The 21,450-nt window shown below is 68.0% G+C and carries 31 protein-coding genes; 4 read left to right on the top strand and 27 right to left on the bottom strand.

From position 1 onward, the window contains the following. Nucleotide 1: 1 nt before the first annotated feature. On the bottom strand, nucleotides 2-547 hold the full coding sequence (locus tag MHN84_RS14095) for an adenylate kinase (RefSeq protein ID WP_241205147.1): 546 nt from the start codon (nucleotides 545-547) through the stop codon (nucleotides 2-4). Then, entirely contained in the window at nucleotides 544-1,881 is a 1,338-nt protein-coding gene (gene secY / locus MHN84_RS14090; protein ID WP_221358021.1) for a preprotein translocase subunit SecY, read from the bottom strand. Before secY ends, MHN84_RS14095 begins: the two co-directional genes overlap by 4 nt. A gap of 278 nt (nucleotides 1,882-2,159) precedes the next feature. Between secY and MHN84_RS14085 the strand changes: the two genes are divergently transcribed. The 4 genes from MHN84_RS14085 to MHN84_RS14070 are packed head-to-tail and all read left to right on the top strand — an operon-like array spanning nucleotide 2,160 to nucleotide 5,859. Beyond that, nucleotides 2,160-3,086 carry an SAM-dependent methyltransferase gene (locus MHN84_RS14085; protein ID WP_241205146.1) on the top strand — a complete coding sequence of 309 codons (927 nt, stop codon included), beginning with the start codon at nucleotides 2,160-2,162 and terminating at the stop codon, nucleotides 3,084-3,086. Between the two features lie 6 nt (nucleotides 3,087-3,092). Next, the gene (locus tag MHN84_RS14080; RefSeq protein ID WP_241205145.1) at nucleotides 3,093-4,004 is read left to right on the top strand and encodes a class I SAM-dependent methyltransferase; all 912 of its coding nucleotides are present in this window, start codon (nucleotides 3,093-3,095) and stop codon (nucleotides 4,002-4,004) included. Next, entirely contained in the window at nucleotides 4,001-4,903 is a 903-nt protein-coding gene (locus tag MHN84_RS14075) for a class I SAM-dependent methyltransferase (RefSeq protein ID WP_241205144.1), read from the top strand. Before MHN84_RS14080 ends, MHN84_RS14075 begins: the two co-directional genes overlap by 4 nt. 2 nt (nucleotides 4,904-4,905) lie before the next feature. Continuing rightward, entirely contained in the window at nucleotides 4,906-5,859 is a 954-nt protein-coding gene (locus MHN84_RS14070; protein ID WP_241205143.1) for a class I SAM-dependent methyltransferase, read from the top strand. Here MHN84_RS14070 and sppA read toward each other — a convergent pair. The 25 genes from sppA to rplC form a co-directional block, all read right to left on the bottom strand. After that, nucleotides 5,825-7,594 (bottom strand): signal peptide peptidase SppA, encoded by a 1,770-nt coding sequence (gene sppA, locus MHN84_RS14065; RefSeq protein ID WP_241205142.1) that lies wholly within the window; start codon nucleotides 7,592-7,594, stop codon nucleotides 5,825-5,827. The genes MHN84_RS14070 and sppA overlap by 35 nt on opposite strands. A 32-nt stretch (nucleotides 7,595-7,626) precedes the next feature. Further along, a complete protein-coding gene (locus MHN84_RS14060) occupies nucleotides 7,627-7,968 on the bottom strand; it encodes a DUF732 domain-containing protein (RefSeq protein WP_241205141.1) in 342 nt (113 codons plus the stop codon). Between the two features lie 118 nt (nucleotides 7,969-8,086). Further along, complete coding sequence (gene rplO, locus MHN84_RS14055) at nucleotides 8,087-8,530, bottom strand: 50S ribosomal protein L15 (RefSeq protein ID WP_241205140.1); 444 nt, start codon at nucleotides 8,528-8,530, stop codon at nucleotides 8,087-8,089. A gap of 3 nt (nucleotides 8,531-8,533) precedes the next feature. Further along, nucleotides 8,534-8,713 carry a 50S ribosomal protein L30 gene (gene rpmD, locus MHN84_RS14050; RefSeq protein WP_043405808.1) on the bottom strand — a complete coding sequence of 60 codons (180 nt, stop codon included), beginning with the start codon at nucleotides 8,711-8,713 and terminating at the stop codon, nucleotides 8,534-8,536. A 4-nt stretch (nucleotides 8,714-8,717) separates the two neighbouring features. Beyond that, nucleotides 8,718-9,383: a 30S ribosomal protein S5 gene (rpsE, locus tag MHN84_RS14045; protein WP_241205139.1), complete on the bottom strand. Its 666-nt coding sequence runs from the start codon at nucleotides 9,381-9,383 to the stop codon at nucleotides 8,718-8,720. Nucleotides 9,384-9,408: 25 nt separating this feature from the next. Next, the gene (rplR, locus tag MHN84_RS14040) at nucleotides 9,409-9,822 is read right to left on the bottom strand and encodes a 50S ribosomal protein L18 (protein WP_241205138.1); all 414 of its coding nucleotides are present in this window, start codon (nucleotides 9,820-9,822) and stop codon (nucleotides 9,409-9,411) included. Between the two features lie 3 nt (nucleotides 9,823-9,825). Further along, the gene (gene rplF / locus MHN84_RS14035; protein ID WP_241205137.1) at nucleotides 9,826-10,365 is read right to left on the bottom strand and encodes a 50S ribosomal protein L6; all 540 of its coding nucleotides are present in this window, start codon (nucleotides 10,363-10,365) and stop codon (nucleotides 9,826-9,828) included. Between the two features lie 22 nt (nucleotides 10,366-10,387). Beyond that, nucleotides 10,388-10,786, bottom strand: coding sequence for a 30S ribosomal protein S8 (gene rpsH, locus MHN84_RS14030; RefSeq protein WP_011895861.1), 399 nt, complete (start codon nucleotides 10,784-10,786; stop codon nucleotides 10,388-10,390). A gap of 77 nt (nucleotides 10,787-10,863) precedes the next feature. After that, complete coding sequence (locus MHN84_RS14025) at nucleotides 10,864-11,049, bottom strand: type Z 30S ribosomal protein S14 (protein ID WP_241205136.1); 186 nt, start codon at nucleotides 11,047-11,049, stop codon at nucleotides 10,864-10,866. 3 nt (nucleotides 11,050-11,052) lie between these two features. Further along, nucleotides 11,053-11,619 carry a 50S ribosomal protein L5 gene (gene rplE, locus MHN84_RS14020; RefSeq protein ID WP_241205135.1) on the bottom strand — a complete coding sequence of 189 codons (567 nt, stop codon included), beginning with the start codon at nucleotides 11,617-11,619 and terminating at the stop codon, nucleotides 11,053-11,055. Nucleotide 11,620: 1 nt separating this feature from the next. After that, the gene (gene rplX, locus MHN84_RS14015; protein WP_241205134.1) at nucleotides 11,621-11,938 is read right to left on the bottom strand and encodes a 50S ribosomal protein L24; all 318 of its coding nucleotides are present in this window, start codon (nucleotides 11,936-11,938) and stop codon (nucleotides 11,621-11,623) included. Beyond that, on the bottom strand, nucleotides 11,939-12,307 hold the full coding sequence (gene rplN, locus MHN84_RS14010) for a 50S ribosomal protein L14 (RefSeq protein ID WP_003883432.1): 369 nt from the start codon (nucleotides 12,305-12,307) through the stop codon (nucleotides 11,939-11,941). Nucleotides 12,308-12,484: 177 nt separating this feature from the next. Further along, a complete protein-coding gene (locus tag MHN84_RS14005) occupies nucleotides 12,485-13,363 on the bottom strand; it encodes a formylglycine-generating enzyme family protein (protein WP_241205133.1) in 879 nt (292 codons plus the stop codon). 5 nt (nucleotides 13,364-13,368) lie between these two features. Further along, entirely contained in the window at nucleotides 13,369-13,998 is a 630-nt protein-coding gene (locus MHN84_RS14000; protein ID WP_241205132.1) for a hypothetical protein, read from the bottom strand. 1 nt (nucleotide 13,999) lies between these two features. Continuing rightward, on the bottom strand, nucleotides 14,000-16,351 hold the full coding sequence (locus MHN84_RS13995) for an arylsulfatase (RefSeq protein WP_241205131.1): 2,352 nt from the start codon (nucleotides 16,349-16,351) through the stop codon (nucleotides 14,000-14,002). A gap of 94 nt (nucleotides 16,352-16,445) precedes the next feature. Then, the gene (rpsQ, locus tag MHN84_RS13990) at nucleotides 16,446-16,745 is read right to left on the bottom strand and encodes a 30S ribosomal protein S17 (RefSeq protein ID WP_241205130.1); all 300 of its coding nucleotides are present in this window, start codon (nucleotides 16,743-16,745) and stop codon (nucleotides 16,446-16,448) included. Continuing rightward, nucleotides 16,745-16,978, bottom strand: coding sequence for a 50S ribosomal protein L29 (gene rpmC / locus MHN84_RS13985; protein WP_046362683.1), 234 nt, complete (start codon nucleotides 16,976-16,978; stop codon nucleotides 16,745-16,747). Before rpmC ends, rpsQ begins: the two co-directional genes overlap by 1 nt. Then, nucleotides 16,978-17,394 carry a 50S ribosomal protein L16 gene (gene rplP / locus MHN84_RS13980; RefSeq protein ID WP_221358061.1) on the bottom strand — a complete coding sequence of 139 codons (417 nt, stop codon included), beginning with the start codon at nucleotides 17,392-17,394 and terminating at the stop codon, nucleotides 16,978-16,980. The genes rpmC and rplP overlap by 1 nt, the downstream gene beginning before the upstream one ends. Before the next feature lie 2 nt (nucleotides 17,395-17,396). After that, on the bottom strand, nucleotides 17,397-18,233 hold the full coding sequence (gene rpsC / locus MHN84_RS13975) for a 30S ribosomal protein S3 (protein ID WP_221358063.1): 837 nt from the start codon (nucleotides 18,231-18,233) through the stop codon (nucleotides 17,397-17,399). Continuing rightward, complete coding sequence (gene rplV / locus MHN84_RS13970) at nucleotides 18,233-18,685, bottom strand: 50S ribosomal protein L22 (RefSeq protein ID WP_241205129.1); 453 nt, start codon at nucleotides 18,683-18,685, stop codon at nucleotides 18,233-18,235. Before rplV ends, rpsC begins: the two co-directional genes overlap by 1 nt. A 2-nt stretch (nucleotides 18,686-18,687) precedes the next feature. Continuing rightward, nucleotides 18,688-18,969: a 30S ribosomal protein S19 gene (rpsS, locus tag MHN84_RS13965; protein WP_011739061.1), complete on the bottom strand. Its 282-nt coding sequence runs from the start codon at nucleotides 18,967-18,969 to the stop codon at nucleotides 18,688-18,690. Between the two features lie 11 nt (nucleotides 18,970-18,980). Further along, nucleotides 18,981-19,817 carry a 50S ribosomal protein L2 gene (rplB, locus tag MHN84_RS13960; protein WP_221358066.1) on the bottom strand — a complete coding sequence of 279 codons (837 nt, stop codon included), beginning with the start codon at nucleotides 19,815-19,817 and terminating at the stop codon, nucleotides 18,981-18,983. A 23-nt stretch (nucleotides 19,818-19,840) separates the two neighbouring features. Then, complete coding sequence (gene rplW, locus MHN84_RS13955; protein ID WP_143818599.1) at nucleotides 19,841-20,143, bottom strand: 50S ribosomal protein L23; 303 nt, start codon at nucleotides 20,141-20,143, stop codon at nucleotides 19,841-19,843. Beyond that, complete coding sequence (gene rplD, locus MHN84_RS13950; RefSeq protein WP_241205128.1) at nucleotides 20,143-20,793, bottom strand: 50S ribosomal protein L4; 651 nt, start codon at nucleotides 20,791-20,793, stop codon at nucleotides 20,143-20,145. The genes rplW and rplD overlap by 1 nt, the downstream gene beginning before the upstream one ends. Continuing rightward, nucleotides 20,790-21,446: a 50S ribosomal protein L3 gene (gene rplC, locus MHN84_RS13945; protein WP_241205127.1), complete on the bottom strand. Its 657-nt coding sequence runs from the start codon at nucleotides 21,444-21,446 to the stop codon at nucleotides 20,790-20,792. The genes rplD and rplC overlap by 4 nt, the downstream gene beginning before the upstream one ends. Nucleotides 21,447-21,450: the final 4 nt, after the last annotated feature.

The following is a 21,450-nucleotide window of genomic DNA, read 5'->3' as shown; positions in this document are numbered from 1 at the left end:
TCTAGCGGCCGAGCGCCTTCAGCGCGCGGGCGAACACCTCGTCGAGATCGCCGACGGCGTCGACGGTGGTCAGGGAGTCGCGGTAGTGATCGAGCAGCGGGGCGGTCTCGTCCCGGTACACCTTGAAGCGGTTCCGGATGACGTCCTCGGTGTCGTCGGCGCGGCCGCGGCCCTGCAGGCGCGACACCAGCTCCTCTTCGGGCACCTTGAACTCCAGGACGGCGTCCAGGGAGAGATTGCGCTTGGCGAGCATCTCATCGAGTGCCTCGGCCTGCTCCACCGAGCGCGGATAGCCGTCGAGGATGAAGCCGGCCGCAGCGTCCTCGTCGTCGAGCCGGTCGTCGACCAGCGCGTTGGTCAGCGAAGCCGGGACCAGGTCGCCGGCGTCGAGGTACTTCTTGGCCTCCACACCGAGCTCGGTGTTGTTGCTGATGTTGTACCGGAACAGGTCGCCGGTGGAGACGTGCGGGACGCCGAGCTTGTCGGCCAGCTTCTGGGCCTGGGTTCCCTTGCCCGCGCCGGGCGGGCCCAACAACACGATTCTCACTTCAGGAACCCTTCGTAGTTGCGCTGCATGAGCTGGCTTTCGATTTGCTTGATGGTGTCCAGGGCAACGCCGATCGCGATCAGCACGGCGGTACCGCCGAACGGCAGGTTCTGCACCGACCCGGTGTTGCCGATCTCCAGGAACAGGTTCGGCAGCACGGCGATGACACCCAGGTAGATCGAGCCGGGCAGTGTGATGCGCGAGAGCACGAACCGCAGGTAGTCCGCGGTCGGCTTGCCCGGCCGGATGCCCGGGATGAAGCCGCCGTACTTCTTCATCTCGTCGGCACGTTCGTCGGGGTTGAACGTGACCGAGACGTAGAAGTAGGTGAAGAACACGATCAGGCCGAAATACAGCGCGATGTAGACCGGGTCGGCCGGGTTCGTCAGGTAGTCGGCGACGAACGTCTGCCACCAGCCGTTGCTCGGGTTGTCACTGGCGCTCTGGATCAGCTGCGTGATCAGGTGCGGGATGTAGATCAGCGACGACGCGAAGATCACCGGGATGACGCCGGCCTGGTTCACCTTCAACGGAAGGTACGTCGACGTGCCGCCGTACATCTTGCGCCCGACCATGCGCTTGGCGTACTGCACCGGGATACGGCGCTGGCCCTGCTCGACGAACACGACGCCGACGATGATGATCAGCGCGGCCACGCAGACCAGCGTGAACACCATGCCACCGCGGCTGTCGAGGATGGTCTTGCCCTCGCTGGGGATGCGGGCGGCGATACCGGCGAAGATCAGCAGCGACATGCCGTTGCCGACGCCGCGCTCGGTGACCAGCTCACCCATCCACATGACCAGCGCCGAACCGGCCGTCATCACCAGCACGATGATGATCAGGCGGAACAGGTTCATGCCCTCGCTCTGGCCCTCGATGATGTCGAGCGTGCAGCCCTGCAGCAGGCCGCCGTTGGCCGCCAGCGCGACGATCGAGGTGGACTGCAGGATCGCCAGCGCAATCGCGAGGTAGCGGGTGTACTGCGTGAGTTTGGCCTGGCCGGCCTGTCCTTCTTTCCGCAGCTGTTCGAAGCGCGGGATCACGACGCCGAGCAGCTGCACGATGATGCTCGCCGTGATGTACGGCATGACGCCGACGGCGAACACCGACAGCTGCAGCAGCGCGCCGCCGGAGAATAGGTTGATCAGCGAGTAGATCTGTGCGGAGTCGCCACCGCTGACCTGCGCGATGCACTGCTGCACGTTCGGGTAGTTCACCCCGGGAGACGGGACTGTGGCACCCACCCGGTAGAGGATCACGACGCCGAGGGTGAACAGGATCTTTCGCCTCAGATCAGCTGTCCGCAGTGATGAGATGAAAGCCGAGAGCACTCTTTCCTCCTGCACGGCCAGCTGTCGTTCGCGGCGTGCTCATGTGGCTGGCGTGACCAGCGTCGGTTAAGTCTTGTGCGCGACGGTCCCGGGCAGACGAACGGCCTGCGCAGGTCACGCGTTGGAACAGTCTACGAGACTAACAGTTGCATCTTCGTTGCCCCGAATCTGACGGACGCTCGTGGACTCGGCGGATTCTCTCAGTTTGGGGGAATACAGTTCCGAGAGAACTTCGTTAATCGAGCTATCTAATTCCCCCACTGAACGAGGAGGTCGTCATGGCACGCACCGACAACGACACCTGGGATCTGGCATCCAGCGTGGGAGCGACCGCGACGATGGTCGCCGCCGCGCGGGCTGTGGCCAGCCGCGCCGAGAAGCGCGTCATCAACGATCCGTTCGCCGAGCCCCTGGTGCGGGCCGTCGGCGTCGACTTCTTCACCAAACTCGCAACCGGTGAGCTGAGCGCCGAGGATCTCGACGTCAACGAAGACGGTCAGAACCCCGTCGGCGTCACCAACTTCGCCGACATGATGGCCGGCCGGACCAAGTTCTTCGACGACTTCTTCGCCGACGCCGCGGCCGGCGGAGTCCGCCAGGCCGTCATCCTGGCCTCGGGCCTCGACGCGCGCGGATACCGCCTGGACTGGCCGGCCGACATGGCGGTCTTCGAGATCGACCAGCCGGACGTGATCGCGTTCAAGCGGCAGACACTGGCCGGTCTGGGCGCGGAGCCGACCGCCGACCTGAGGACCGTCGCGATCGATCTGCGGCAGGACTGGCCGCGGGCGCTGGCCGAGGCCGGCTTCGACGCGAACCGGCCGACGGCGTGGATCGCCGAGGGGCTGATGGGCTACCTGCCGCCGGAGGCGCAGGACCGGCTGCTGGATCAGATCAGCGAGCTGAGCGCACCGGGCAGCCGGGTGGCCGTCGAGGCCGTGCCGACGCAGCAGCAGGCCGATCAGGAGGAGATGCGCGAGCGCATGCAGGCCTCCACCGATCAATGGCGTGAACACGGCTTCGACCTGGAGTTCTCCGATCTGGTGTTCTTCGGGGAGCGCGCCGATGTCGCCGAGTACCTGACCGGGCGCGGCTGGACCGCGCAGGCCACGCCGGCCAACGACCTACTCCGCCGCTATGGCTTGACCCCGATCGACGCGGACCAGGGTTTCGCCGACGTCTCCTACGTCAGCGCCGAGAAGTAGCCGACCGTGGCGCGCATCGACGGTGACCGATGGGACCTCGCGTCGAGCGTCGGCGCCACCGCGACGATGGTCGCGGCCGCCCGGGCGGTGGCCAGCCGGGAACCCGATCCGCTGATCGACGACCCGTTCGCCGCCCCGCTCGTGCGGGCGGTGGGCATCGACTTCTTCACCAAGGTCGTCGATGGAGAGGTCTCGTTGGACGTGGCGGACGCTTCCGGCGCCGCTCGGGTCATGACCGACGTGATGGCGGTGCGGACCCGGTTCTTCGACGACTTCTTCACCGACGCGGCCGCCGCGGGCATCCGGCAGGCGGTGATCTTGGCGTCCGGCCTCGACGCGCGCGCCTACCGCCTGGACTGGGCCGACGGCACCGTGGTGTTCGAGATCGATCAGGCGCAGGTGCTCGCGTTCAAGGACGCCACGCTCGACGCGATCGGCGCCCGTCCGTCCGCGGACCGGCGCGCGGTGGCCGTCGACCTGCGTGACGACTGGCCCGCCGCGCTGCGGGCGCACGGTTTCGACCCGGCCGCGCCGACGGCGTGGAGCGCGGAGGGACTGCTGATCTATCTGCCGCCCGAGGCGCAGGACCGGCTGTTCGACGCGATCACCGAGTTGTCCGCGCCCGGCAGCCGACTGGCCACCGAGTACCACCCCGACGCCGGCGCGTCGCTGGGTGAACGCTCCCGGGCGCTGCGCGAGCAGTGGAGCGCCCACGATCCCGATGGCGCGATCCCCGATCTCGGCGATCTGTTCTATCCCGGGGAACGCACTCCCCCGACCGACTACCTGGCCGGCCTGGGGTGGTCGGTCAGCACCCGAACCCGGCCCGAGGTGTTCGCCGCCTACGGGCGCCACTTCGACGCTGGAGCCCTCGACATGCTGAAGAACTCGTTGTCGCTGACGGCGGTGAAGTCATGAGCCGCACCGATGGGGACACCTGGGATCTGGCGACGAGTGTCGGGGTGACCGCGACGGCGGTGGCCGCCTCGCGTGCACTCGCCTCCCGTGGGCCCGATCCACTGATCGACGATCCATACGCGGCGCTGCTGGTCGAAGCCGTCGGCATCGACCACTTCACCACGATGGCCCTGGGCGAGATCGGCGAGAACGGCAGCGCCCACGGCGAGACGCGCGAGGCCCGCGAGTACATGGCCGTGCGGACCCGCTTCTTCGACGATGCTCTGACCACCGCAGCAGCGGCCGGTGTGCGCCAGATCGTGATCCTGGCCTCCGGACTGGACACCCGCGCCTACCGGCTGGCCTGGCCGGCCGGCACCACCGTCTTCGAACTGGACCAACCCCAGGTCATCGAGTTCAAGACCCGCGTGCTCGCCGATGCCGGGGCGACCCCCGGTGCGCGCCGGGTCGCCATCAGCATCGACCTGCGCGACGACTGGCCACAGGCGTTACGGGACAACGGTTTCGATTCGTCGCAGCCGAGCGCGTGGATCGCCGAGGGCCTGCTGATCTATCTGCCGCCCGATGCCCAGGACCGGTTGCTGGACCACATCACCGAACTGTCCGCGCCCGGAAGCGTGCTGGCCACCGAGCACATGGACCCCGGTGCGATGACGGAGGACTGGGCGAAGGAGATGACGGAACGGAGCCGCCGCCAGGGCAGCGACATCGACCTCTCCGCCCTGTTCTACGCCGGTGAGCGCACCCCGGCCGGTGACCATCTGACCCGCGCGGGCTGGCGTGTCTCCGTGCTGCCGAACGCCGATGCCTATGCCCGCAACGGCTTCACACCGCCCACCGACGGAGCGCTCACGATGCTCGGCGATTCCGGGTACCTGACGGCACGACGCGAGGCGTAACGGTGGGCAGACAAGACCGGGATTCGTGGGACTTGGCGTCCAGCGTCGGGACGACGGCGACGCTGGTCGCCGCCGGCCGGGCGATGGCCAGCGCCGTGCCCGACGCGCTCATCGACGACCCGTTCGCCGCTCCCCTGGTCCGTGCGGTGGGCGTCGACTTCTTCACCGCGATGGTCGACGGCCGGCTCGACGTGGCGGCGATGACCGCGCTGGACCCGGCACGTGCCGAGGCGATGATCGACGGCATGGCCGTCCGAACCCGGTTCTTCGACGACTGCGTGCTGGCCGCGACGGCCGCCGGCATCCGGCAGGTGGTGATCCTGGCCTCCGGCCTCGACGCCCGGGCCTACCGGCTCGCCTGGCCCGAGGGGACTGTCGTCTTCGAACTGGACCAACCCGAGGTGATCGCGTTCAAGTCCTCGACGCTTGCCGCGCTCGGCGCCGATCCCACCGCGGACCGGCGCGCGATCGCCGTCGACCTCCGTGATGACTGGCCGAACACGTTGCGCGACAACGGCTTCGACCCGGCGGCGCGCACCGCGTGGTTGGCCGAAGTCCTGCTGATCTACCTGCCGCCGCAGGCGCAGGACCAGCTGTTCGATCGCATCACCGCGCTGTCGGCACCGGGCAGCACGATCACCACCGAATACGTGCCCGGCATCGTCGACCTCGACGAGGACAAGGCACGTGCGGCGTCGGCGCCGCTGCGCGAACACGGCCTCGACATCGACATGCCCTCACTGGTGTACACCGGTCCACGGACCCCGGTTCCCGACTACCTGACGTCGGCGGGCTGGCACGTCACCGCGGCGGCGCGCGACGAACTGTTCACCCGGTACGGCAGACCGCTACCCGCAGATCGTGACGCCGGCGATCCGCTCGGCGAGATCATCTACATCAGTGCCGGTTTCGATGCCGAACTCAGTAGCGAGACGCCCCCAGCCACAGCACGTTGACACCGGTCAGCGATCGCTGAGACTGCTCGACCACCTCGGTCAGCGACCGCACGGCCACCGCGCTGAACAGCTCGGACAGCGACGCCGCCGCGGGCTGAGACGACGCCTTGGGCCGCAACATGTCTCGCAAGGACGAGCCGGGTAGCTGGGTGATGGCCACCTTGGTGTCCTCGGCGATACCGGCCAGGGCCTTGGCCCGGGAGATCGCCGTGCGCAGACCGCCGAGTTCGTCGACGAGGCCACGCTCGAGCGCGTCTGCTCCTGTCCACACCCGGCCGCGGGCCACCGCGTCCACCGCCTCGGAGGTCATGCGGCGCCCCTCGGCGACGCGATGGACGAAATCGGTGTAGAAGAGATCGGCCTCGGCTTCCACGTGAGCCTGCTGCTCATCGGTGAACGGTGCGTTGGCCGACCACGCGTCGGCGTTGGCATTAGTGCGGACCGTGCCCGATCCGACGCCGATCCGGTCCTTGAGCTCGCGGGTCACCAGCTTGCCGGTCACGACGCCGATCGAGCCGGTGATCGTCGCGGCGTTGGCGACGATCGCGTCGGCGGCCATCGACACGTAGTAGCCGCCCGAGGCGGCGACCGCGCCCATCGACGCCACCACCGGCTTGCCCTGTTCCCGCAGGCGCACCACCTCGCGCCAGATGGTCTCCGACCCGGTGACCGAACCGCCGGGGCTGTCGACGCGCAGCACGACCGCGGCGACGTCGTCGTCGGCACCGGCCTGCCGCAGGGCCGCGGCGAGGGTGTCGCCGCCTGCGCTCGCACCGCCCAGCGGTGAGACCGGACGCCCCTTACCGCTGACGATCGGCCCGGCCAGAGTCACCACGGCGATCCCGCGCCGGCTGCGTCCCGGCAGCTGCGGGGTCGGCATCGACGGCCGGTTGGTGCGCGCGTAGCGGGACAGGAACAGTCGCGGCGCGGCCTCGCTGTCCTCGGCCGGCGCCCCGGCCATCTCCGCGATGCGGGTGTACGCCTCGTCGCGGAATCCGATGCGGTCCACCAGCTTCGCCGTCACGGCGTCGTCGCGCAGCAGCGGCGCCCGGTCGGCCAGGCCGTCGAGGGCGTCGAGGTCGATGCCCCGCGATGCCGCCACCGCCTCCCACACCTGCGCGCGCAGGCTGTTGACCAGAGCCGTGTCAGCCTCGCGATGGGCCTCGGTGTAGCCGTCCTGGGTGAAAAGGTTTGCCGCGGACTTGTATTCGCCGCGCGCGGTGAACTGGGCCTCGACGCCGAGCTTGTCCAGCGCGTCGCGCAGGAACAGTGCACTGGTGGCGAAACCGACCAGCCCGACGGTGCCCGAGGGCTGCATCCACACCTCGCCGAACGCCGAGGCCAGGTAGTACGACAGGGTGCCCGGGTAGGTTTCGGCCCACGCCAGCGACGGCTTGCGCTCGGTGAACGCCGCGATCGCGGCGCGCAGTTCCTGCACGGGTCCCGGTGGGGCCGCATCGATCTGAACGCGCGCGATCAGTCCGGCGACGCGGGGATCCTCGGCAGCCCGGTGGATCGCGGCGACGGTTTCGCGCAGCAGGAGGGGCCGGCTCGAGCCGAGGATGCCGGACACCACCGCGATCGGGTCGAAACCGGCCGTCTCCGGCGGCGCCTGCTGCAGATCGATTTCGAGGATGGCGCCGTCGGGCACCCCCTGATGCCGGGCGGTGTCGACCTTACGAACCAATTCGCGGACGTCGTCCATCCCGGGAACACCGGACAGCACAGAAACCATGGCTCCGAGCGTACCGACGCCGGAGGAGACGCTCAGCGCCCGACGAAGCGAGCCTGCTGCGGGCAATATACCTGCACCGACAACTTCAGCAGACTGCCGGCCTGGGCGCGGTCGAGCCCCCGGCTGGACAACGTGCTGACCACGCCGCGCACCGCGGGCACCGGGTTGACGCTGTTGGCGGCCAGGCTGTCGGTCAGCAGCTCACAGACCTGCTTACCGACCGCGGGCAGGTCGGTGTTCGGCGCGAACGGGATGCCCAGCTTGGTCACGGCTGCGGTGAATGCCTCGTCGGTGGTCTGCGCCGCAGCGGGTGCCGCCATACCGAGGGCGATCCCGCCGGCGATGATCGCCGCCACTGCGCGCCGGTGCTTCATTGTCGAGCTGCTCCTTTGATCTCCCCGTCGGTGACTCCATCGCCCCCGGCGGCCATGACGTTACCGTCCACCAACCAAAAACCCCCGCCGGAGCGGGGGTCAATGGCTGTGTATCGCCTTACAGTTCGGTGGCGCTGCCGCCGGCGGCGGTGATCGCCTCGCGGGCGCTACCGCTGAACTTGTGGGCGGTGACGTCGACCTTGGCCGACAGCTTGCCGTCGCCGAGGACCTTCACCAGAACGTTCTTGCGGACCAGTCCCTTGGCCACCAGCTCGTCGACACCGATGGTGCCGCCCTCGGGGAACGCCTTGGCGATGTCGCCGACGTTGACCACGCCGTACTCGGTACGGAACCGGTTACGGAAGCCCTTGAGCTTGGGCAGGCGCATGTGGATCGGCATCTGGCCGCCCTCGAAGCCCACCGGGACGTTCTTGCGGGCGCCGGTGCCCTTGGTGCCGCGGCCCGCGGTCTTGCCCTTCGAGCCTTCACCGCGACCCACGCGGGTCTTCGGCGTCTTCTCTCCGGGAGCCGGCTTCAGGTCGTGAAGCTTGATCGGAGCCATGGGTTAAACCTCCTCCACCGTGACGAGGTGGTGCACGGTCTTGATCAGTCCGCGCGTCTGCGCGTTGTCCTCGCGCACCACGGACTGGCGGATCTTGCGCAACCCGAGGGTGCGCAGGGTCTCCCGCTGCTTCCAGCGCGCACCGATGGTGCTGCGCACCTGGGTGATCTTGAGCTCTGCCATGTTCTTACGCCGTTCCCTCACGCGCGGCGCCTGCGGCCGCAGCCTCGGCCTCGCGGCGAGCCCGCAGCATGCCCGCGGGCGCCACATCTTCGATCGGCAGGCCGCGGCGGGCCGCGACCTCTTCGGGGCGCTGCAACAGCTTCAGCGCGGCGACGGTCGCGTGCACCACGTTGATCGCGTTGTCGCTGCCCAGCGACTTGGCCAGCACGTCGTGCACGCCGGCGCATTCCAGCACCGCGCGGCACGCGCCACCGGCGATGACACCGGTACCGGGGCTGGCCGGGCGCAGCATCACGACGCCGGCCGCGGCCTCACCCTGCACGGGATGGGTCACGGTGCCGCCGATCAGCGGGACGCGGAAGAAGTTCTTGCGAGCTTCCTCGACGCCCTTGGCGATCGCGGCCGGGACCTCTTTGGCCTTGCCGTAGCCGACGCCCACCATGCCGTGGCCGTCACCGACGATCACCAGCGCGGTGAAGCTGAACCGGCGACCACCCTTGACGACCTTGGAGACGCGGTTGATCGCGACCACGCGCTCCAGGTAGTTGCTCTTCTCGCGATCGTCACGACCGCCCCGGCCGCCGCGATCGTCCCGGCGGCCTCGCCCGCCGCGGTCGTCGCGGCCGCCGCGATTGTCCTGCGCCGAACCGGCGCCAGCCTGGTCGGCCATCATGCAGTCCTCTCGTTGTACGTCATCAGAACTTCAACCCGCCTTCGCGCGCCGCGTCGGCCAGCGCCGCGATCCGACCGCCGTAGGTGTTGCCACCGCGGTCGAACACGACCTGGTCGATACCGGCGGCCTTCGCGCGCTCGGCGATCAGCTGGCCCACCCGCGTGGCGGCGGCCTTCTTGTCACCCTCGACCGCACGCACGTCGGCCTCGATGGAGGAGGCCGCCGCCAGCGTGACGCCCTGGGCGTCGTCGACCAGCTGCACGTGGATGTGCCGCGACGAGCGGTTGACGACGAGACGCGGCCGCTCGGCCGTGCCCGCCACCTTCTTGCGCAGCCGCGCATGCCGGCGAGTCCGTGCCGTCCGGCGGACCTGGGAAACGTTCTTGCCGACCGGGGTGTGCCCGGCGGCTGCTGGGGTTTTGGTGTTGGTAGCCATCTACTACTTACCTGTCTTTCCGACCTTGCGGCGGATCTGCTCGCCTTCGTAGCGAATGCCCTTGCCCTTGTAGGGATCGCTCTTGCGGAGGCGGCGGATGTTCGCCGCGATCTGGCCGACGGCCTGCTTGTCGATGCCGGAGATCGAGAACTTCGTGGGCGTCTCGACCGCGAAGGTCACGCCCTCGGGGGCGTTGATCAGCACCGGGTGGCTGTAACCCAGGGCGAACTCGAGGTCGCTGCCCTTGGCCACCACGCGGTAACCGACGCCGAAGATCTCCATCTTGGTGGTGTAGCCCTGCGTCACGCCGGTCACCAGGTTGGCGATCAGCGTGCGGGACAGTCCGTGCAGCGAGCGGTTGCGGCGCTCGTCGTTCGGCCGGGTCACCACGATGGCGCCGTCGTCGTCGCGCGACACCTCGATCGGCTCGGCCACATCCAGGGTCAGCGTGCCCTTGGGGCCCTTGACCTCGACGTTGCGCCCGTTGATGGTGACGTCGACGCCGGCGGGAACCGGGACCGGCTGCTTTCCAATGCGAGACATTAGTCCTGCTCCTCCGTTCCCGTTACCACACGTACGCGAGGACCTCGCCGCCGACACCCTCGCGGGATGCCTGGCGGTCGGTCCGCAGTCCGGACGACGTGGAAATGATGGCCACACCCAGCCCGCCGAGCACTCGGGGCAGGTTGGTGGACTTGGCGTAGACCCGCAGACCGGGCTTGCTCACGCGGCGCAGGCCGGCGATGCTCCGCTCGCGGCTGGGCCCGTACTTGAGCTGCACGACGAGGGACTTGCCCACGCGGGCATCCTCGGTGCGGTAGTCGCTGATGTACCCCTCGGACTTCAGGATCTCGGCGATGTTGGCCTTGATCTTGCTGTGCGGAAGGGTCACTTCATCGTGGTACGCCGAGTTGGCGTTGCGCAGACGTGTCAGGAAGTCTGCGATCGGATCCGTCATGGTCATGACAGCCGGTTCACCTTTCTCGCGGCGGTTCCCGGTTATTCGGGCCTACCGCAACATGTTTCGTGGGTTGGGCTGGCTTACCAGCTGGACTTCTGGACGCCGGGCAGTTCGCCGGCGTGCGCCATCTCGCGAAGGCAGATACGGCACAGGCCGAACTTGCGGAACACCGCGTGCGGGCGGCCGCACCGGTTGCAGCGCGTGTAGGCCCGCACCTTGAACTTGGGCTTCTTGTTGGCCTTGTTGACCAGAGCCTTCTTTGCCATTGCTCAGTTCTCCTTGAACGGGAAGCCCAGCGCCCGCAGCAGCGCCCGACCTTCGTCGTCGTTGGTCGCCGTGGTGACGACGGTGATGTCCATGCCGCGCGGGCGGTCGATGCTGTCCACGTCGATCTCGTGGAACACCGACTGCTCGGTCAGCCCGAAGGTGTAGTTGCCGGTGCCGTCGAACTGCTTGCTGTTGAGGCCGCGGAAGTCGCGGATACGGGGCAGCGAGATCGAGATCAGCCGGTCCAGGAACTCCCACATGCGGTCGCCGCGCAGTGTGACGCGGGCGCCGATGGGCATGCCCTCGCGCAGCTTGAACTGGGCGATGGACTTGCGGGCCCGGCGGATCTCGGGCTTCTGGCCGGTGATCAGCGCGAGGTCGTTGACCGCGCCGTTGATCAGCTTGGCGTCGCGGGCGGCGTCACCGACGCCCATGTTGACGACGACCTTCACCACGCCCGGGATCTGCATGACGTTGGCGTAGCCGAATTCCTTCTGCAGCGACTCGCGGATCTCGTCGCGGTAGCGCTGCTTCAGGCGGGGCAGGGTCTTGGTTTCAGCAGTTGTCATCTCAGATGTCCTTGCCGTTGGTCTTGGCGACACGGACCTTCTTGCCGGTCTCGTCATCGATGCGGTAACCGACGCGGGTCGGCTTGCCGTCGGAATCGAGCAGCATCACGTTGGAGACCGCGATCGCGGCTTCCTGCGTCACGATGCCGCCCGAGGAGGCGCCCCGCTCGTTGGCGGACTGCGCGGTGTGCTTCTTGATCCGGTTCACGCCCTCGACCAGGACCTTATTGCGTTCGGGGTAGGCCACCAGGACCTTGCCCTTGGCACCCTTGTCCTTGCCCGAGATGACGAGCACGGTGTCGCCCTTGCGGACCTTCATCTACAACACCTCCGGGGCGAGCGAGACGATCTTCATGAAGCGCTTCTCGCGCAGTTCGCGACCGACGGGCCCGAAGATGCGCGTGCCGCGCGGGTCGTTGTCGGCCTTGATGATGACGGCGGCGTTCTCGTCGAACTTGATGTAGCTGCCGTCGGCGCGGCGGCGCTCCTTGACGGTGCGCACGACGACGGCCTTGACGACGTCGCCGCGCTTGACGTTGCCGCCGGGGATGGCGTCTTTGACGGTGGCCACGATGACATCACCGATGCCGGCGTAGCGCCGCGACGAGCCACCGAGAACGCGGATGCACAAGATCTCCTTGGCGCCCGTGTTGTCGGCGACCTTGAGCCGCGATTCCTGCTGAATCACTAGATCTCCTCGACCTGGTTACTGTGTGCACGGCAGATGCCGACCTGACGTGCGCGGTCTTCGTCGCCTAAAGAGCACGCAGGGTTTTCTCCGTCAGAATGAACCAGAGATAACCGAGGTCTGCCCTAGGCAACCCCTACATACTAGGTGAGCTCGGCGAATGCACCAAATCGCTGGTCAGAGGGCCCCCGCCACGCACCGGAAACCGATGTGGCTGGTCGCGCTGTCCTGGGACTGCGGGGAGCGTGCGGTCGGCCGGTAGCGGTGACAGTACTCCGGGGCGCACAGGTGCGAACCACCCTTGAGCGCTTGGTTCACCGCCGGGTTGGGCGAAGCATCCGGTCCGCTCGGCCCGCAACACGAGTCGACGCGTTCGGCCAGCTGGTGGTGCCCGGCGAACCGGGTGGTGGTCCATTCCCAGACGTTTCCGATCATGTCGAGCAGGCCGTAGCCGTTGGGGGCGTAGGTGCCCACCGGCGTCGTCCCGATATGGCCGGTGTGGCGGTACGGGAAATCGCCCTGCCAGATGTTGGCCATCTGCCGGCCGCCGGGCGCTGGCTCGTCACCCCACGGATAGGTGGTCTGCGCCCCACCGCGGGCAGCGAATTCCCATTCCGCCTCGGTCGGCAGCCGCCGACCGGCCCAGCGGGCGTAGGCCAGGGCGTCGACGTAACAGACCTGCACGACGGGGTGATCGGCCTCGACGGTGCTGCCCGGCCCGAGAGGCGTCCGCCAGTTCGCGCCGGGCACCCACTCCCACCACTGCCGCCAGTCGCGCAGGTCGACCGGACCTGCGGTGGGCCGGAACACCAGCGCGCCGGGCACGAGGTCGTCGGGTGACGCGCCGGGGTAGGCCGCCGGGTCGGGGGCGAGCTCGGCGACCGTGCGGTAGCCGGTGTCGGCGACGAACGCGGCGAACTGTGCGTTGGTGACAGGGTGCCGTTCGATCGCGAACGCGTCGACGGTGACCGTATGTGCCGGCGCCTCTTCGGGATAGAACTGCGTCGACCCCATCCGGAACCGCCCACCGTCGAGTGCGACGAGCTCGGTCAACATGGGGTTCAGGGTAGGCCGATCTGCAGGCCCGCGGTCAGCACCGACCCAGCCGCGTCGAAGTCCGGTCTGCCGGTCGGCGCTTCGGCGTACACCGTGATCAGATGACCCGGCACGTGCACGATGCGGGCCTGGTACACGACGTCGTCCAGTTGCCCCATCAGCTTCTGTCCGCTGAAGCCGCAGGTCTCGGCCGGCAGGAGGCTCAGCGTGCTCAGCTCGCTCTCGGCGGTCAGCTCGTCGGCGTAGCGCCGGAACGCCGCAGCGGGATCGAGCGGCGTCGCCGTGATGGTCACGGTGCCCGACATCCCGGGACCCTGCATCGTCGCGCCGGCCGGCGAGGGCGTCGCAGTCCAGCCGTCGGGCAGCCCGACCACCACCGTGGGGGCGTTCGGATCGTCGATGCGCACATCGACCGGGACGCCTGACGGCGCGCAGTCCTCGCCGGGTGCGGAGGCCGGTGTGGGCACCACCCCCGGCACATCGTCGAGCGCCACCACTGCCGGGGCCTCCGACGACGTTGCTGCCGTGCTGGATTCGACGAACTGCGCGGTCGGGGTGCCGTCACTGCTGCGGGCGCACGACGTGAGCAGCAGCACCATGCCCGCCCACAGCAGCACCAGCACCCCGCGAACCATGTCAGTCCTTGGCGAACGCGCGCGCGAAGTCGCGCTCCAGATCGCTGTAGGGCGCGCCGGAGACGTCGATGCGCACCTGGGCGATGGTGCCGCCGGTGAACGCGAACGGCGCGGCGAACGCGCGCGACACCGGGGAGCCGTTGTTGGCCCCGACGCTCAGACTCGCCGCGGCCAGGCCGAATGTGCCCGGATGCACCCGCATCTCGCGGTAGTCGGCCACCTGGGTGTCGCCGACGTACAGCGCGGCGTCGCCGATCGGGGTGTGCGACCCCGGTGCCGTGCCGGTCAGCGTGAACGCGAACCCGAGGGTGTGCCGGCCGACGCCCAGCGGATCGGCCGAGGACAGGGTCTGTTCCTGCTCACCGAGGAAGTTGTAGCAGAAGTGCAATCGGTGACCCTGCACGTACATCACGTAACCGCCGTGTGCACCACCGTGTTTGACGACGACACCGTCGACATCGTCGGAGTCGACGGTGACCTCGGCCAGCACGGCGAACGACCGTCCGCGCAGTTCCACCACGGCGCCGATGCCGACGTCGGCGGTCCCGGGATAGTAGGTGTAGGACTGCCGTTCCCCGGCGATGTAGGGCCGCCACCGCGACATCGTCTCGAAGATGTTGAGATCGCTCAGCGGCAGTCCGTTGTACTTGGCCGCCTCGGCGAACCACAGATCGACCATCTCCGAGAGTTTCTCGGGGTGCTCGGCAGCCAGATCGTGGCACTGACTGCGGTCGGCCTCGACGTGGAACAGTTCCCATCGGTCGGTGTCGAAGTGCGACCAGCCCGCCGGCGATGCGGCGTGCACCGTGTTGGCGAACCAGCCCTTATGCCAGACACCGCGCGTGCCCAGCATGGTGTAGAACTGGGTTTCCTTCCCCGTCGGCGCGTCCGGATTCTCAAGCGCCACTTTGAAACTGACGCCGTCGAGGGGCTTCTGCGGCACCCCGCGAACGATCGCGGGCGGGGTGATGTCGAGCAGATCGTAGACAGTGGGCGTGATGTCGGAGACGTTGACGTAGTTGTCCCTGACCTCGCCGTGCGCGGCAATCCCCTTGGGCCAGGACACGATCGCGGTGTCGGCGATGCCACCCTCGTGGGAGGCATAGCGCTTGTAGAGCTTGTAGGGGGTGTTGAACGCCATCGCCCAGCCGATCGGGTAATGGTTGTAGGTCTGCGGCCCGCCCAGATCGTCGAAGTGCTTGAGGCTTTCCTCGGCCGAGTCGATGTAGCCGTTGAAGAACTTGACCTCGTTGACCGATCCGTTCGGCCCGCCTTCACCGCTGGCGCCGTTGTCGGAGATCACCACGATGATCGTGTTGTCCAGCTGACCCGATTCCTCGAGATAGTCGAGGACCCTGCCGATCTGGTCGTCGGTGTAGGACAGGAAGCCCGCGAACACCTCGGCCATGCGACTGAACAGCCGCTTCTCGTCCTCGCTGAGCGAATCCCACGGTCGCACCGTGTCCTGGGCGGGCCACGGCTCCCCGTTCGGCCCCGTCACGTCAGAGTAGGGATTCATCGGCGAGAGTTCGGTGTCGGGCGGCACGATGCCGAGCCGCTTCTGGTTCTCCAGCACGATCTCGCGGTAGCGCTCGTAGCCCATGTCGAATGCACCGGCATAGCGGTCGGCCCATTCGGCGAACACGTGGTGCGGTGCATGCCCGGCACCCGGGCACAGGTAGGTGAACCACGGCTTGTCCGGCGCGATCACCTTCGCGTCCCTGATGAACTCGATCGTCTTGTCGGCCAAGTCTTTCGACAGGTGGTACCCCTCTTCCGGCGTCGCCGGCGGCGGCACCGGATGATTGTCGTAGACCAGCTCGGGATACCACTGGTCGGTCTCCCCGCCCATGAACCCGTAGAACCGTTCGAAGCCCCGGCCCAGCGGCCAATGACGTTTGGTCGCCGCGAGATTCGACTCCTCGAGCGGGGTGAGATGCCACTTGCCCACGCAGTAGGTGTTGTAACCGTTTTCCGCCAACACCTCGGAGAGCAGCGCGGTGTCGAACGGAATCCGGCCGTTACAGTTGGGGAAACCGTCGGTGAATTCCTCGATGGTCGCCATTCCCACGGTCGTGGCGTTGCGGCCGGTCAACAGCGAGGCACGCGTCGGGCTGCACAGCGCGGTGGTGTGGAACTGCGACAGGCGCACGCCCCGTTCGGCGATGCGGCTCATCGCGGGCATGTTCACCAGGCCGCCGAAACAATCCCACGTCGCGATGCCGGTGTCGTCCCACACCAGGTACAACACGTTCGGCGCATCCGGCTGGGCGACCGGGGCCGCGTACGGCCCCCAGTCGGGTTCGGAATCCCGGATGTCGAGCTCGATCTTGCCGTTGAATTCCGTGGCCATAGCGCCGCACAGTACACCCAGCGAAGTAGACCAGCAGGCAAAAACCCCCGCCGCCGGGTGGCGTGCGGGGGTTTTGACAGGTCGTGCCGTGTGGCTACTTGGCCTTTTCGAGGACCTCGACCAGGCGCCAACGCTTGGTCGCCGACGTCGGCCGGGTCTCCATCAGCGAGACGCGGTCGCCGACACCGGCATCGCCGTTCTCGTCGTGCGCCTTCACCTTCGTCGTGGTCCGAATGATCTTGCCGTACAACGGGTGCGACTTACGGGACTCGAGCTCGACAACGATGGTCTTCTGCATCTTGTCCGACACGACGTAGCCGATGGCGGTCTTGCGACGGCCGCGCGGCTGCTCGGTCCGAGGGGTGTGCTTGTCACCCTTTGTGGTCTCTGCCATTACGAATCCTCACCTCCGGGTCCGGCGGCCAGACCCAACTCACGTTCGCGCAGCACGGTGTACACCCGTGCGATCTCCTGCCGGACGACACGCAGCCGGCGGTTGTTGGCAAGCTGGCCGGTCGCCATCTGGAAGCGCAGGTTGAACAGCTCTTCCTTGGACTCGCGAAGCTTGTCGGTCAGTTCGTCGTCGGTGAGCTCACGGAGCTCTCCCGTCGATACTCCTACTGCCATCAGAAGGTCTCCTCTCTGGTGACGATGCGAGCCTTGATCGGCAGCTTGTGGATGGCGCGGGTCAGGGCGGCCCGTGCGGTCGCCTCGTCGGGGTAGCTCAGCTCGAACAGCACGCGACCGGGCTTGACGTTGGCCACCCACCATTCCGGCGAACCCTTACCGGAACCCATGCGGGTCTCGGCGGGCTTCTTGGTCAGCGGACGGTCGGGGAAGATGTTGATCCACACCTTGCCGCCACGCTTGATGTGCCGGTTGATCGCGATACGAGCGGACTCGATCTGCCGGTTGGTGATGTAGGCGTGCTCCAGGGCCTGGATGCCGTAGTCACCGAAGCTGACCGTGGTGCCGCCGCTGGCGACGCCGCGCTGCCGCGGGTGGTGCTGCTTGCGGTGCTTGACCTTGCGGGGAATCAGCATGACTAGCTCTCCGTGTTTTCCGGGGCGGGTGCGCCCGCAGCAGCGGTGGCCTCGGCGGGCGCTTCTGCCGGGCTCTCGGTAGCGGCCCGGCCGGCGTCGGTGCTGGTCGCCGTGGTGCCCGACGCGCCACTGCGACGCGGCCGGGTGCCCGACGGACGCTCACGACGCGGGCGGTCCGCGGCGGGTGCGGCGGCGGCGAGCTCACGCTTGCCTCCGACGATGTCGCCCTTGTAGATCCAGACCTTCACGCCGATCCGGCCGAAGGTGGTCTTGGCCTCGTAGAGGCCGTAGTCGATGTCGGCGCGCAGCGTGTGCAGCGGCACGCGACCTTCGCGGTAGAACTCCGAGCGGCTCATCTCGGCGCCGCCCAGGCGGCCCGAGCACTGCACCCGGATGCCCTTGACGTTGGGCTGGCGCATCGCCGACTGGATCGCCTTGCGCATCGCGCGGCGGAACGCCACGCGGTTGCTCAGCTGCTCGGCCACACCCTGGGCCACCAGCTGAGCCACCGACTCGGGGTTCTTCACCTCGAGGATGTTCAGCTGCACCTGCTTCTTGGTGAGCTTCTCCAGGTCGGCGCGGATGCGGTCGGCCTCGGTGCCGCGGCGACCGATCACGATGCCGGGACGCGCGGTGTGGATGTCGACCCGCACGCGATCACGCGTGCGCTCGATCTCCACGTCGGCGATGCCGGCGCGCTCCAGGCCCGTGGCCAGCAGCTTGCGGATCGCCACATCTTCCTTGATGTAGTCCGCGTACTGCTTGTCGGCGAACCACCGCGACTTCCACTCGGTGGTGATGCCGAGACGGAAACCGTGCGGATTGATCTTCTGACCCACTACTCCGAGCCTCCCTTGTTGCTGGCGGCCTTGCTGGCCTGCGCGCGGCGGGCGCGTGCTGCGGACGCAGACGCACCCTGCCTGCCTGCGTTCTTGGCCGGTCGGCTCTCCACGATCACGGTGATGTGGCTGGTGCGCTTGCGAATCCGGTAGGCGCGACCCTGCGCGCGCGGCCGGATGCGCTTGGCCGTCGGGCCCTCGTCGGCGTAGACGGTGGCGACCACCAGCGTGGAGGGATCGAGCCCCTCGTTGTTCTGCGCGTTGGCGGCAGCGCTCGCGATCACCTTGGCAACCGGCTCGCTGGCGGCCTGCGGCGCCCAGCGGAGGATGTCGAGGGCTTCCTCGACACTCTTACCGCGGACCAGGTCGATGACGCGGCGGGCCTTGGTGGCCGAGACGCGCACGAAGCGCGCCTTGGCGCTCGCGGACGGATATTCGATGGCTGTCGTCATTACTAGCGCCTCTTCGACTTCCGGTCGTCCTTGATGTGACCCTTGAAGGTGCGGGTGGGGGCGAACTCGCCCAGCTTGTGCCCGACCATCGACTCGGTGACGAACACCGGCACGTGCTTGCGGCCGTCGTGGACGGCGAAGGTGTGGCCGATGAAGTCCGGGATGATGGTGGACCGGCGCGACCAGGTCTTGATGACCTGCTTGGTGTTCTTCTCGTTCTGCACGTCGACCTTCTTGAGCAGATGGTCGTCGACGAACGGGCCCTTCTTGAGGCTGCGTGGCATCGCTTTACTCCCTAGCGCTTCTTGCCGGTGCGCCGGCGACGGACGATGAGCTTGTCGCTCGCCTTGTTCGGCTTGCGGGTGCGGCCCTCGGGCTTACCCCACGGGCTGACCGGGTGGCGGCCGCCGGAGGTCTTGCCCTCGCCACCGCCGTGCGGGTGGTCGACGGGGTTCATCACGACACCACGGACGGTGGGGCGCTTGCCCTTCCACCGCATGCGGCCGGCCTTACCCCAGTTGATGTTGGCCTGCTCGGCGTTGCCGACCTCGCCGACGGTGGCGCGGCAGCGCACGTCGACGCGGCGGATCTCACCGCTGGGCATACGCAGCGAGGCGTAGGTGCCCTCCTTGCCGAGCAGCTGGATGCTGACACCGGCCGAACGGGCGAGCTTCGCGCCGCCGCCGGGCCGCAGCTCCACCGCGTGGATCACGGTGCCGGCGGGGATGTTGCGCAGCGGCAGGTTGTTGCCGGGCTTGATGTCGGCATTGGCGCCCGACTCGACGACAGCACCCTGCTTGAGTCCCTGCGGCGCGATGATGTAGCGCTTCTCGCCGTCCAGGTAGTGCAGCAGCGCGATGTTCGCGGTGCGGTTGGGGTCGTACTCGATGTGCGCGACCTTGGCGTTGACGCCGTCCTTGTCGTGGCGACGGAAGTCGATCACCCGGTAGGCGCGCTTGTGGCCGCCACCCTTGTGGCGGGTGGTGATGCGCCCGTGCGCGTTGCGACCGCCCTTGCCGTGCAGCGGACGAACCAGCGACTTCTCCGGATGGTCACGCGTGATCTCGGCGAAATCGGAGACGCTCGAACCGCGGCGACCGGGGGTCGTCGGCTTGTACTTGCGAATTGCCATGATTCTCTAGTTCTCCCTGCCGGCTAGGCCGGCGCTCCGAACAGGTCGATGGGCTTGCTGCCCGCGGCGAGCGTCACGATCGCGCGCTTGGTGTCCTTGCGCTTGCCGAAACCGGTGCGGGTGCGCTTGCGCTTGCCCTGCCGGTTGGCCGTGTTCACCGAGGCGACCTTGACGTTGAAGATCTTCTCGATGGCGATCTTGATCTGCGTCTTGTTCGAGTCCGGGTGCACGACGAACGTGTACACGTTGTCCTCGATGAGCCCGTAGGACTTCTCCGAGATCACCGGGGACAGGATGATGTCGCGGGGATCGGTCACGGTAGCCATCAGGCCGACACCTCACTCTTCTTGCTCGCGCTCTCGATGTACGCGTTGAGCGCCTCGACGCTGAAGACCACGTCGTCGGCCTTGAGCACGTCGTAGGTGTTCAGCTGGTCCGGCGAGATCACATGCACGCCAGGCAGATTGCGCACGCTCAGCGCGCTGGTCTCGTCGGCTCGGCCGATGACGACCAGAACCTGCTTGCGATCGGTCAGGGTGGCCAGGAACGACTTCGCGCTCTTGGTCGACGGCGCCTGACCCTCGACGATCTCGGTGACCGCGTGGATGCGGTCGTTGCGCGCCCGGTCCGACAGCGCGCTGCGCAGGGCAGCGGCGATCATCTTCTTGGGGGTGCGCTGGCTGTAGTCGCGCGGCTGCGGGCCGTGCACGACGCCGCCGCCGGTGAACTGCGGGGCGCGCGTCGAACCCTGACGGGCGCGACCGGTGCCCTTCTGGCGGTACGGCTTCTTGCCGCCGCCGGAGACGTCGCCGCGGGTCTTGGTCGCGTGCGTGCCCTGGCGCTTGGCGGCGAGCTGCGCCGTCACCACCTGGTGCATCAGCGCGATGTTGGGCTCGACGTCGAACAGCTCGGCGGGCAGCTCGATCGAGCCGTCCTTCGTGCCGGCCGGGGTCTGAACATCAATGTTGAGTGTCATGCCTTCTCGCCTCGCTTGATTGCGCTGCGGACAACGACCAGTCCACCGTTACGCCCGGGGACCGCACCTTTGATCAGCAGCACGCCGTTCTCGGCGTCCACCTTGTGCACCTTCAGGTTCTGCGTGGTCACGCGGTCGCTACCCATGCGGCCCGACATGCGCGTGCCCTTGAAGACGCGGCCCGGGGTGGCGCAGCCACCGATCGAGCCCGGCCGACGGTGCACGGCCTGCGCGCCGTGGCTGGCGCCCTGGCCACGGAAGCCGTGGCGCTTCATGGTGCCCGCGAAGCCCTTGCCCTTGCTGGTGCCGGTCACGTCGACGTACGCACCGTCGGCGAAGATCTCGGCGGTCAGTTCCTGGCCCACCTCGTACTCGGCGGCCGCGGCCTCGTCGTCGAGCCGCAGCTCGGCGAGGTGCCGGCGCGGGTTGATCCCGGCGGCGGCGAACTGACCGGTCACCGGCTTGGTGACCTTGCGGGGGCTGATCTCGCCGTAGGCGAGCTGCACGGCGCTGTAGCCGTCACGCTCCGGGGTGCGGATGCGCGTCACGACGTTGGGCCCGGCCTTGACGACCGTCACCGGCACGACCTTGTTGTTCTCGTCGAACACCTGCGTCATGCCCAGCTTGGTGCCCAAAATGCCTTGTCTAGCCATTTTT

Source organism: Mycobacterium sp. PSTR-4-N (assembly GCF_022348085.1).
GTDB lineage: Bacteria > Actinomycetota > Actinomycetes > Mycobacteriales > Mycobacteriaceae > Mycobacterium.
The sequence above is the reverse complement of the archived record's forward strand: the minus strand, read 5'-3'. Positions and strand labels throughout refer to the sequence as shown.

Excerpts from the sequence above, each read along its gene's own strand:
- rplW (WP_143818599.1), bottom strand. The coding sequence starts at position 20,143 with ATGGCTACCGTGACCGATCCCCGCGACATCATCCTGTCCCCGGTGATC.
- rpsQ (WP_241205130.1), bottom strand. The coding sequence starts at position 16,745 with ATGGCAGAGACCACAAAGGGTGACAAGCACACCCCTCGGACCGAGCAG.
- MHN84_RS14075 (WP_241205144.1), top strand. The coding sequence starts at position 4,001 with ATGAGCCGCACCGATGGGGACACCTGGGATCTGGCGACGAGTGTCGGG.
- rpmC (WP_046362683.1), bottom strand. The coding sequence starts at position 16,978 with ATGGCAGTAGGAGTATCGACGGGAGAGCTCCGTGAGCTCACCGACGAC.
- rplD (WP_241205128.1), bottom strand. The coding sequence starts at position 20,793 with ATGACACTCAACATTGATGTTCAGACCCCGGCCGGCACGAAGGACGGC.
- rplX (WP_241205134.1), bottom strand. The coding sequence starts at position 11,938 with ATGAAGGTCCGCAAGGGCGACACCGTGCTCGTCATCTCGGGCAAGGAC.
- sppA (WP_241205142.1), bottom strand. The coding sequence starts at position 7,594 with ATGGTTTCTGTGCTGTCCGGTGTTCCCGGGATGGACGACGTCCGCGAA.
- rpmD (WP_043405808.1), bottom strand. The coding sequence starts at position 8,713 with ATGGCAGAGCTCAAGATCACCCAGGTGCGCAGCACCATCGGTGCGCGC.
- rpsH (WP_011895861.1), bottom strand. The coding sequence starts at position 10,786 with ATGACCATGACGGATCCGATCGCAGACTTCCTGACACGTCTGCGCAAC.
- rplB (WP_221358066.1), bottom strand. The coding sequence starts at position 19,817 with ATGGCAATTCGCAAGTACAAGCCGACGACCCCCGGTCGCCGCGGTTCG.
- MHN84_RS14025 (WP_241205136.1), bottom strand. The coding sequence starts at position 11,049 with ATGGCAAAGAAGGCTCTGGTCAACAAGGCCAACAAGAAGCCCAAGTTC.
- rplC (WP_241205127.1), bottom strand. The coding sequence starts at position 21,446 with ATGGCTAGACAAGGCATTTTGGGCACCAAGCTGGGCATGACGCAGGTG.
- rplE (WP_241205135.1), bottom strand. The coding sequence starts at position 11,619 with ATGACAACTGCTGAAACCAAGACCCTGCCCCGCCTGAAGCAGCGCTAC.
- rplR (WP_241205138.1), bottom strand. The coding sequence starts at position 9,822 with ATGGCTACCAACACCAAAACCCCAGCAGCCGCCGGGCACACCCCGGTC.
- rpsE (WP_241205139.1), bottom strand. The coding sequence starts at position 9,383 with ATGGCCGACCAGGCTGGCGCCGGTTCGGCGCAGGACAATCGCGGCGGC.
- rplO (WP_241205140.1), bottom strand. The coding sequence starts at position 8,530 with ATGGCTCCGATCAAGCTTCACGACCTGAAGCCGGCTCCCGGAGAGAAG.
- rplP (WP_221358061.1), bottom strand. The coding sequence starts at position 17,394 with ATGCTGATTCCCCGCAAGGTCAAGCACCGCAAGCAGCACCACCCGCGG.
- rplV (WP_241205129.1), bottom strand. The coding sequence starts at position 18,685 with ATGACGACAGCCATCGAATATCCGTCCGCGAGCGCCAAGGCGCGCTTC.
- MHN84_RS14060 (WP_241205141.1), bottom strand. The coding sequence starts at position 7,968 with ATGAAGCACCGGCGCGCAGTGGCGGCGATCATCGCCGGCGGGATCGCC.
- rpsS (WP_011739061.1), bottom strand. The coding sequence starts at position 18,969 with ATGCCACGCAGCCTCAAGAAGGGCCCGTTCGTCGACGACCATCTGCTC.
- MHN84_RS14085 (WP_241205146.1), top strand. The coding sequence starts at position 2,160 with ATGGCACGCACCGACAACGACACCTGGGATCTGGCATCCAGCGTGGGA.
- rplF (WP_241205137.1), bottom strand. The coding sequence starts at position 10,365 with ATGTCTCGCATTGGAAAGCAGCCGGTCCCGGTTCCCGCCGGCGTCGAC.
- MHN84_RS14000 (WP_241205132.1), bottom strand. The coding sequence starts at position 13,998 with ATGGTTCGCGGGGTGCTGGTGCTGCTGTGGGCGGGCATGGTGCTGCTG.
- MHN84_RS13995 (WP_241205131.1), bottom strand. The coding sequence starts at position 16,351 with ATGGCCACGGAATTCAACGGCAAGATCGAGCTCGACATCCGGGATTCC.
- MHN84_RS14005 (WP_241205133.1), bottom strand. The coding sequence starts at position 13,363 with ATGTTGACCGAGCTCGTCGCACTCGACGGTGGGCGGTTCCGGATGGGG.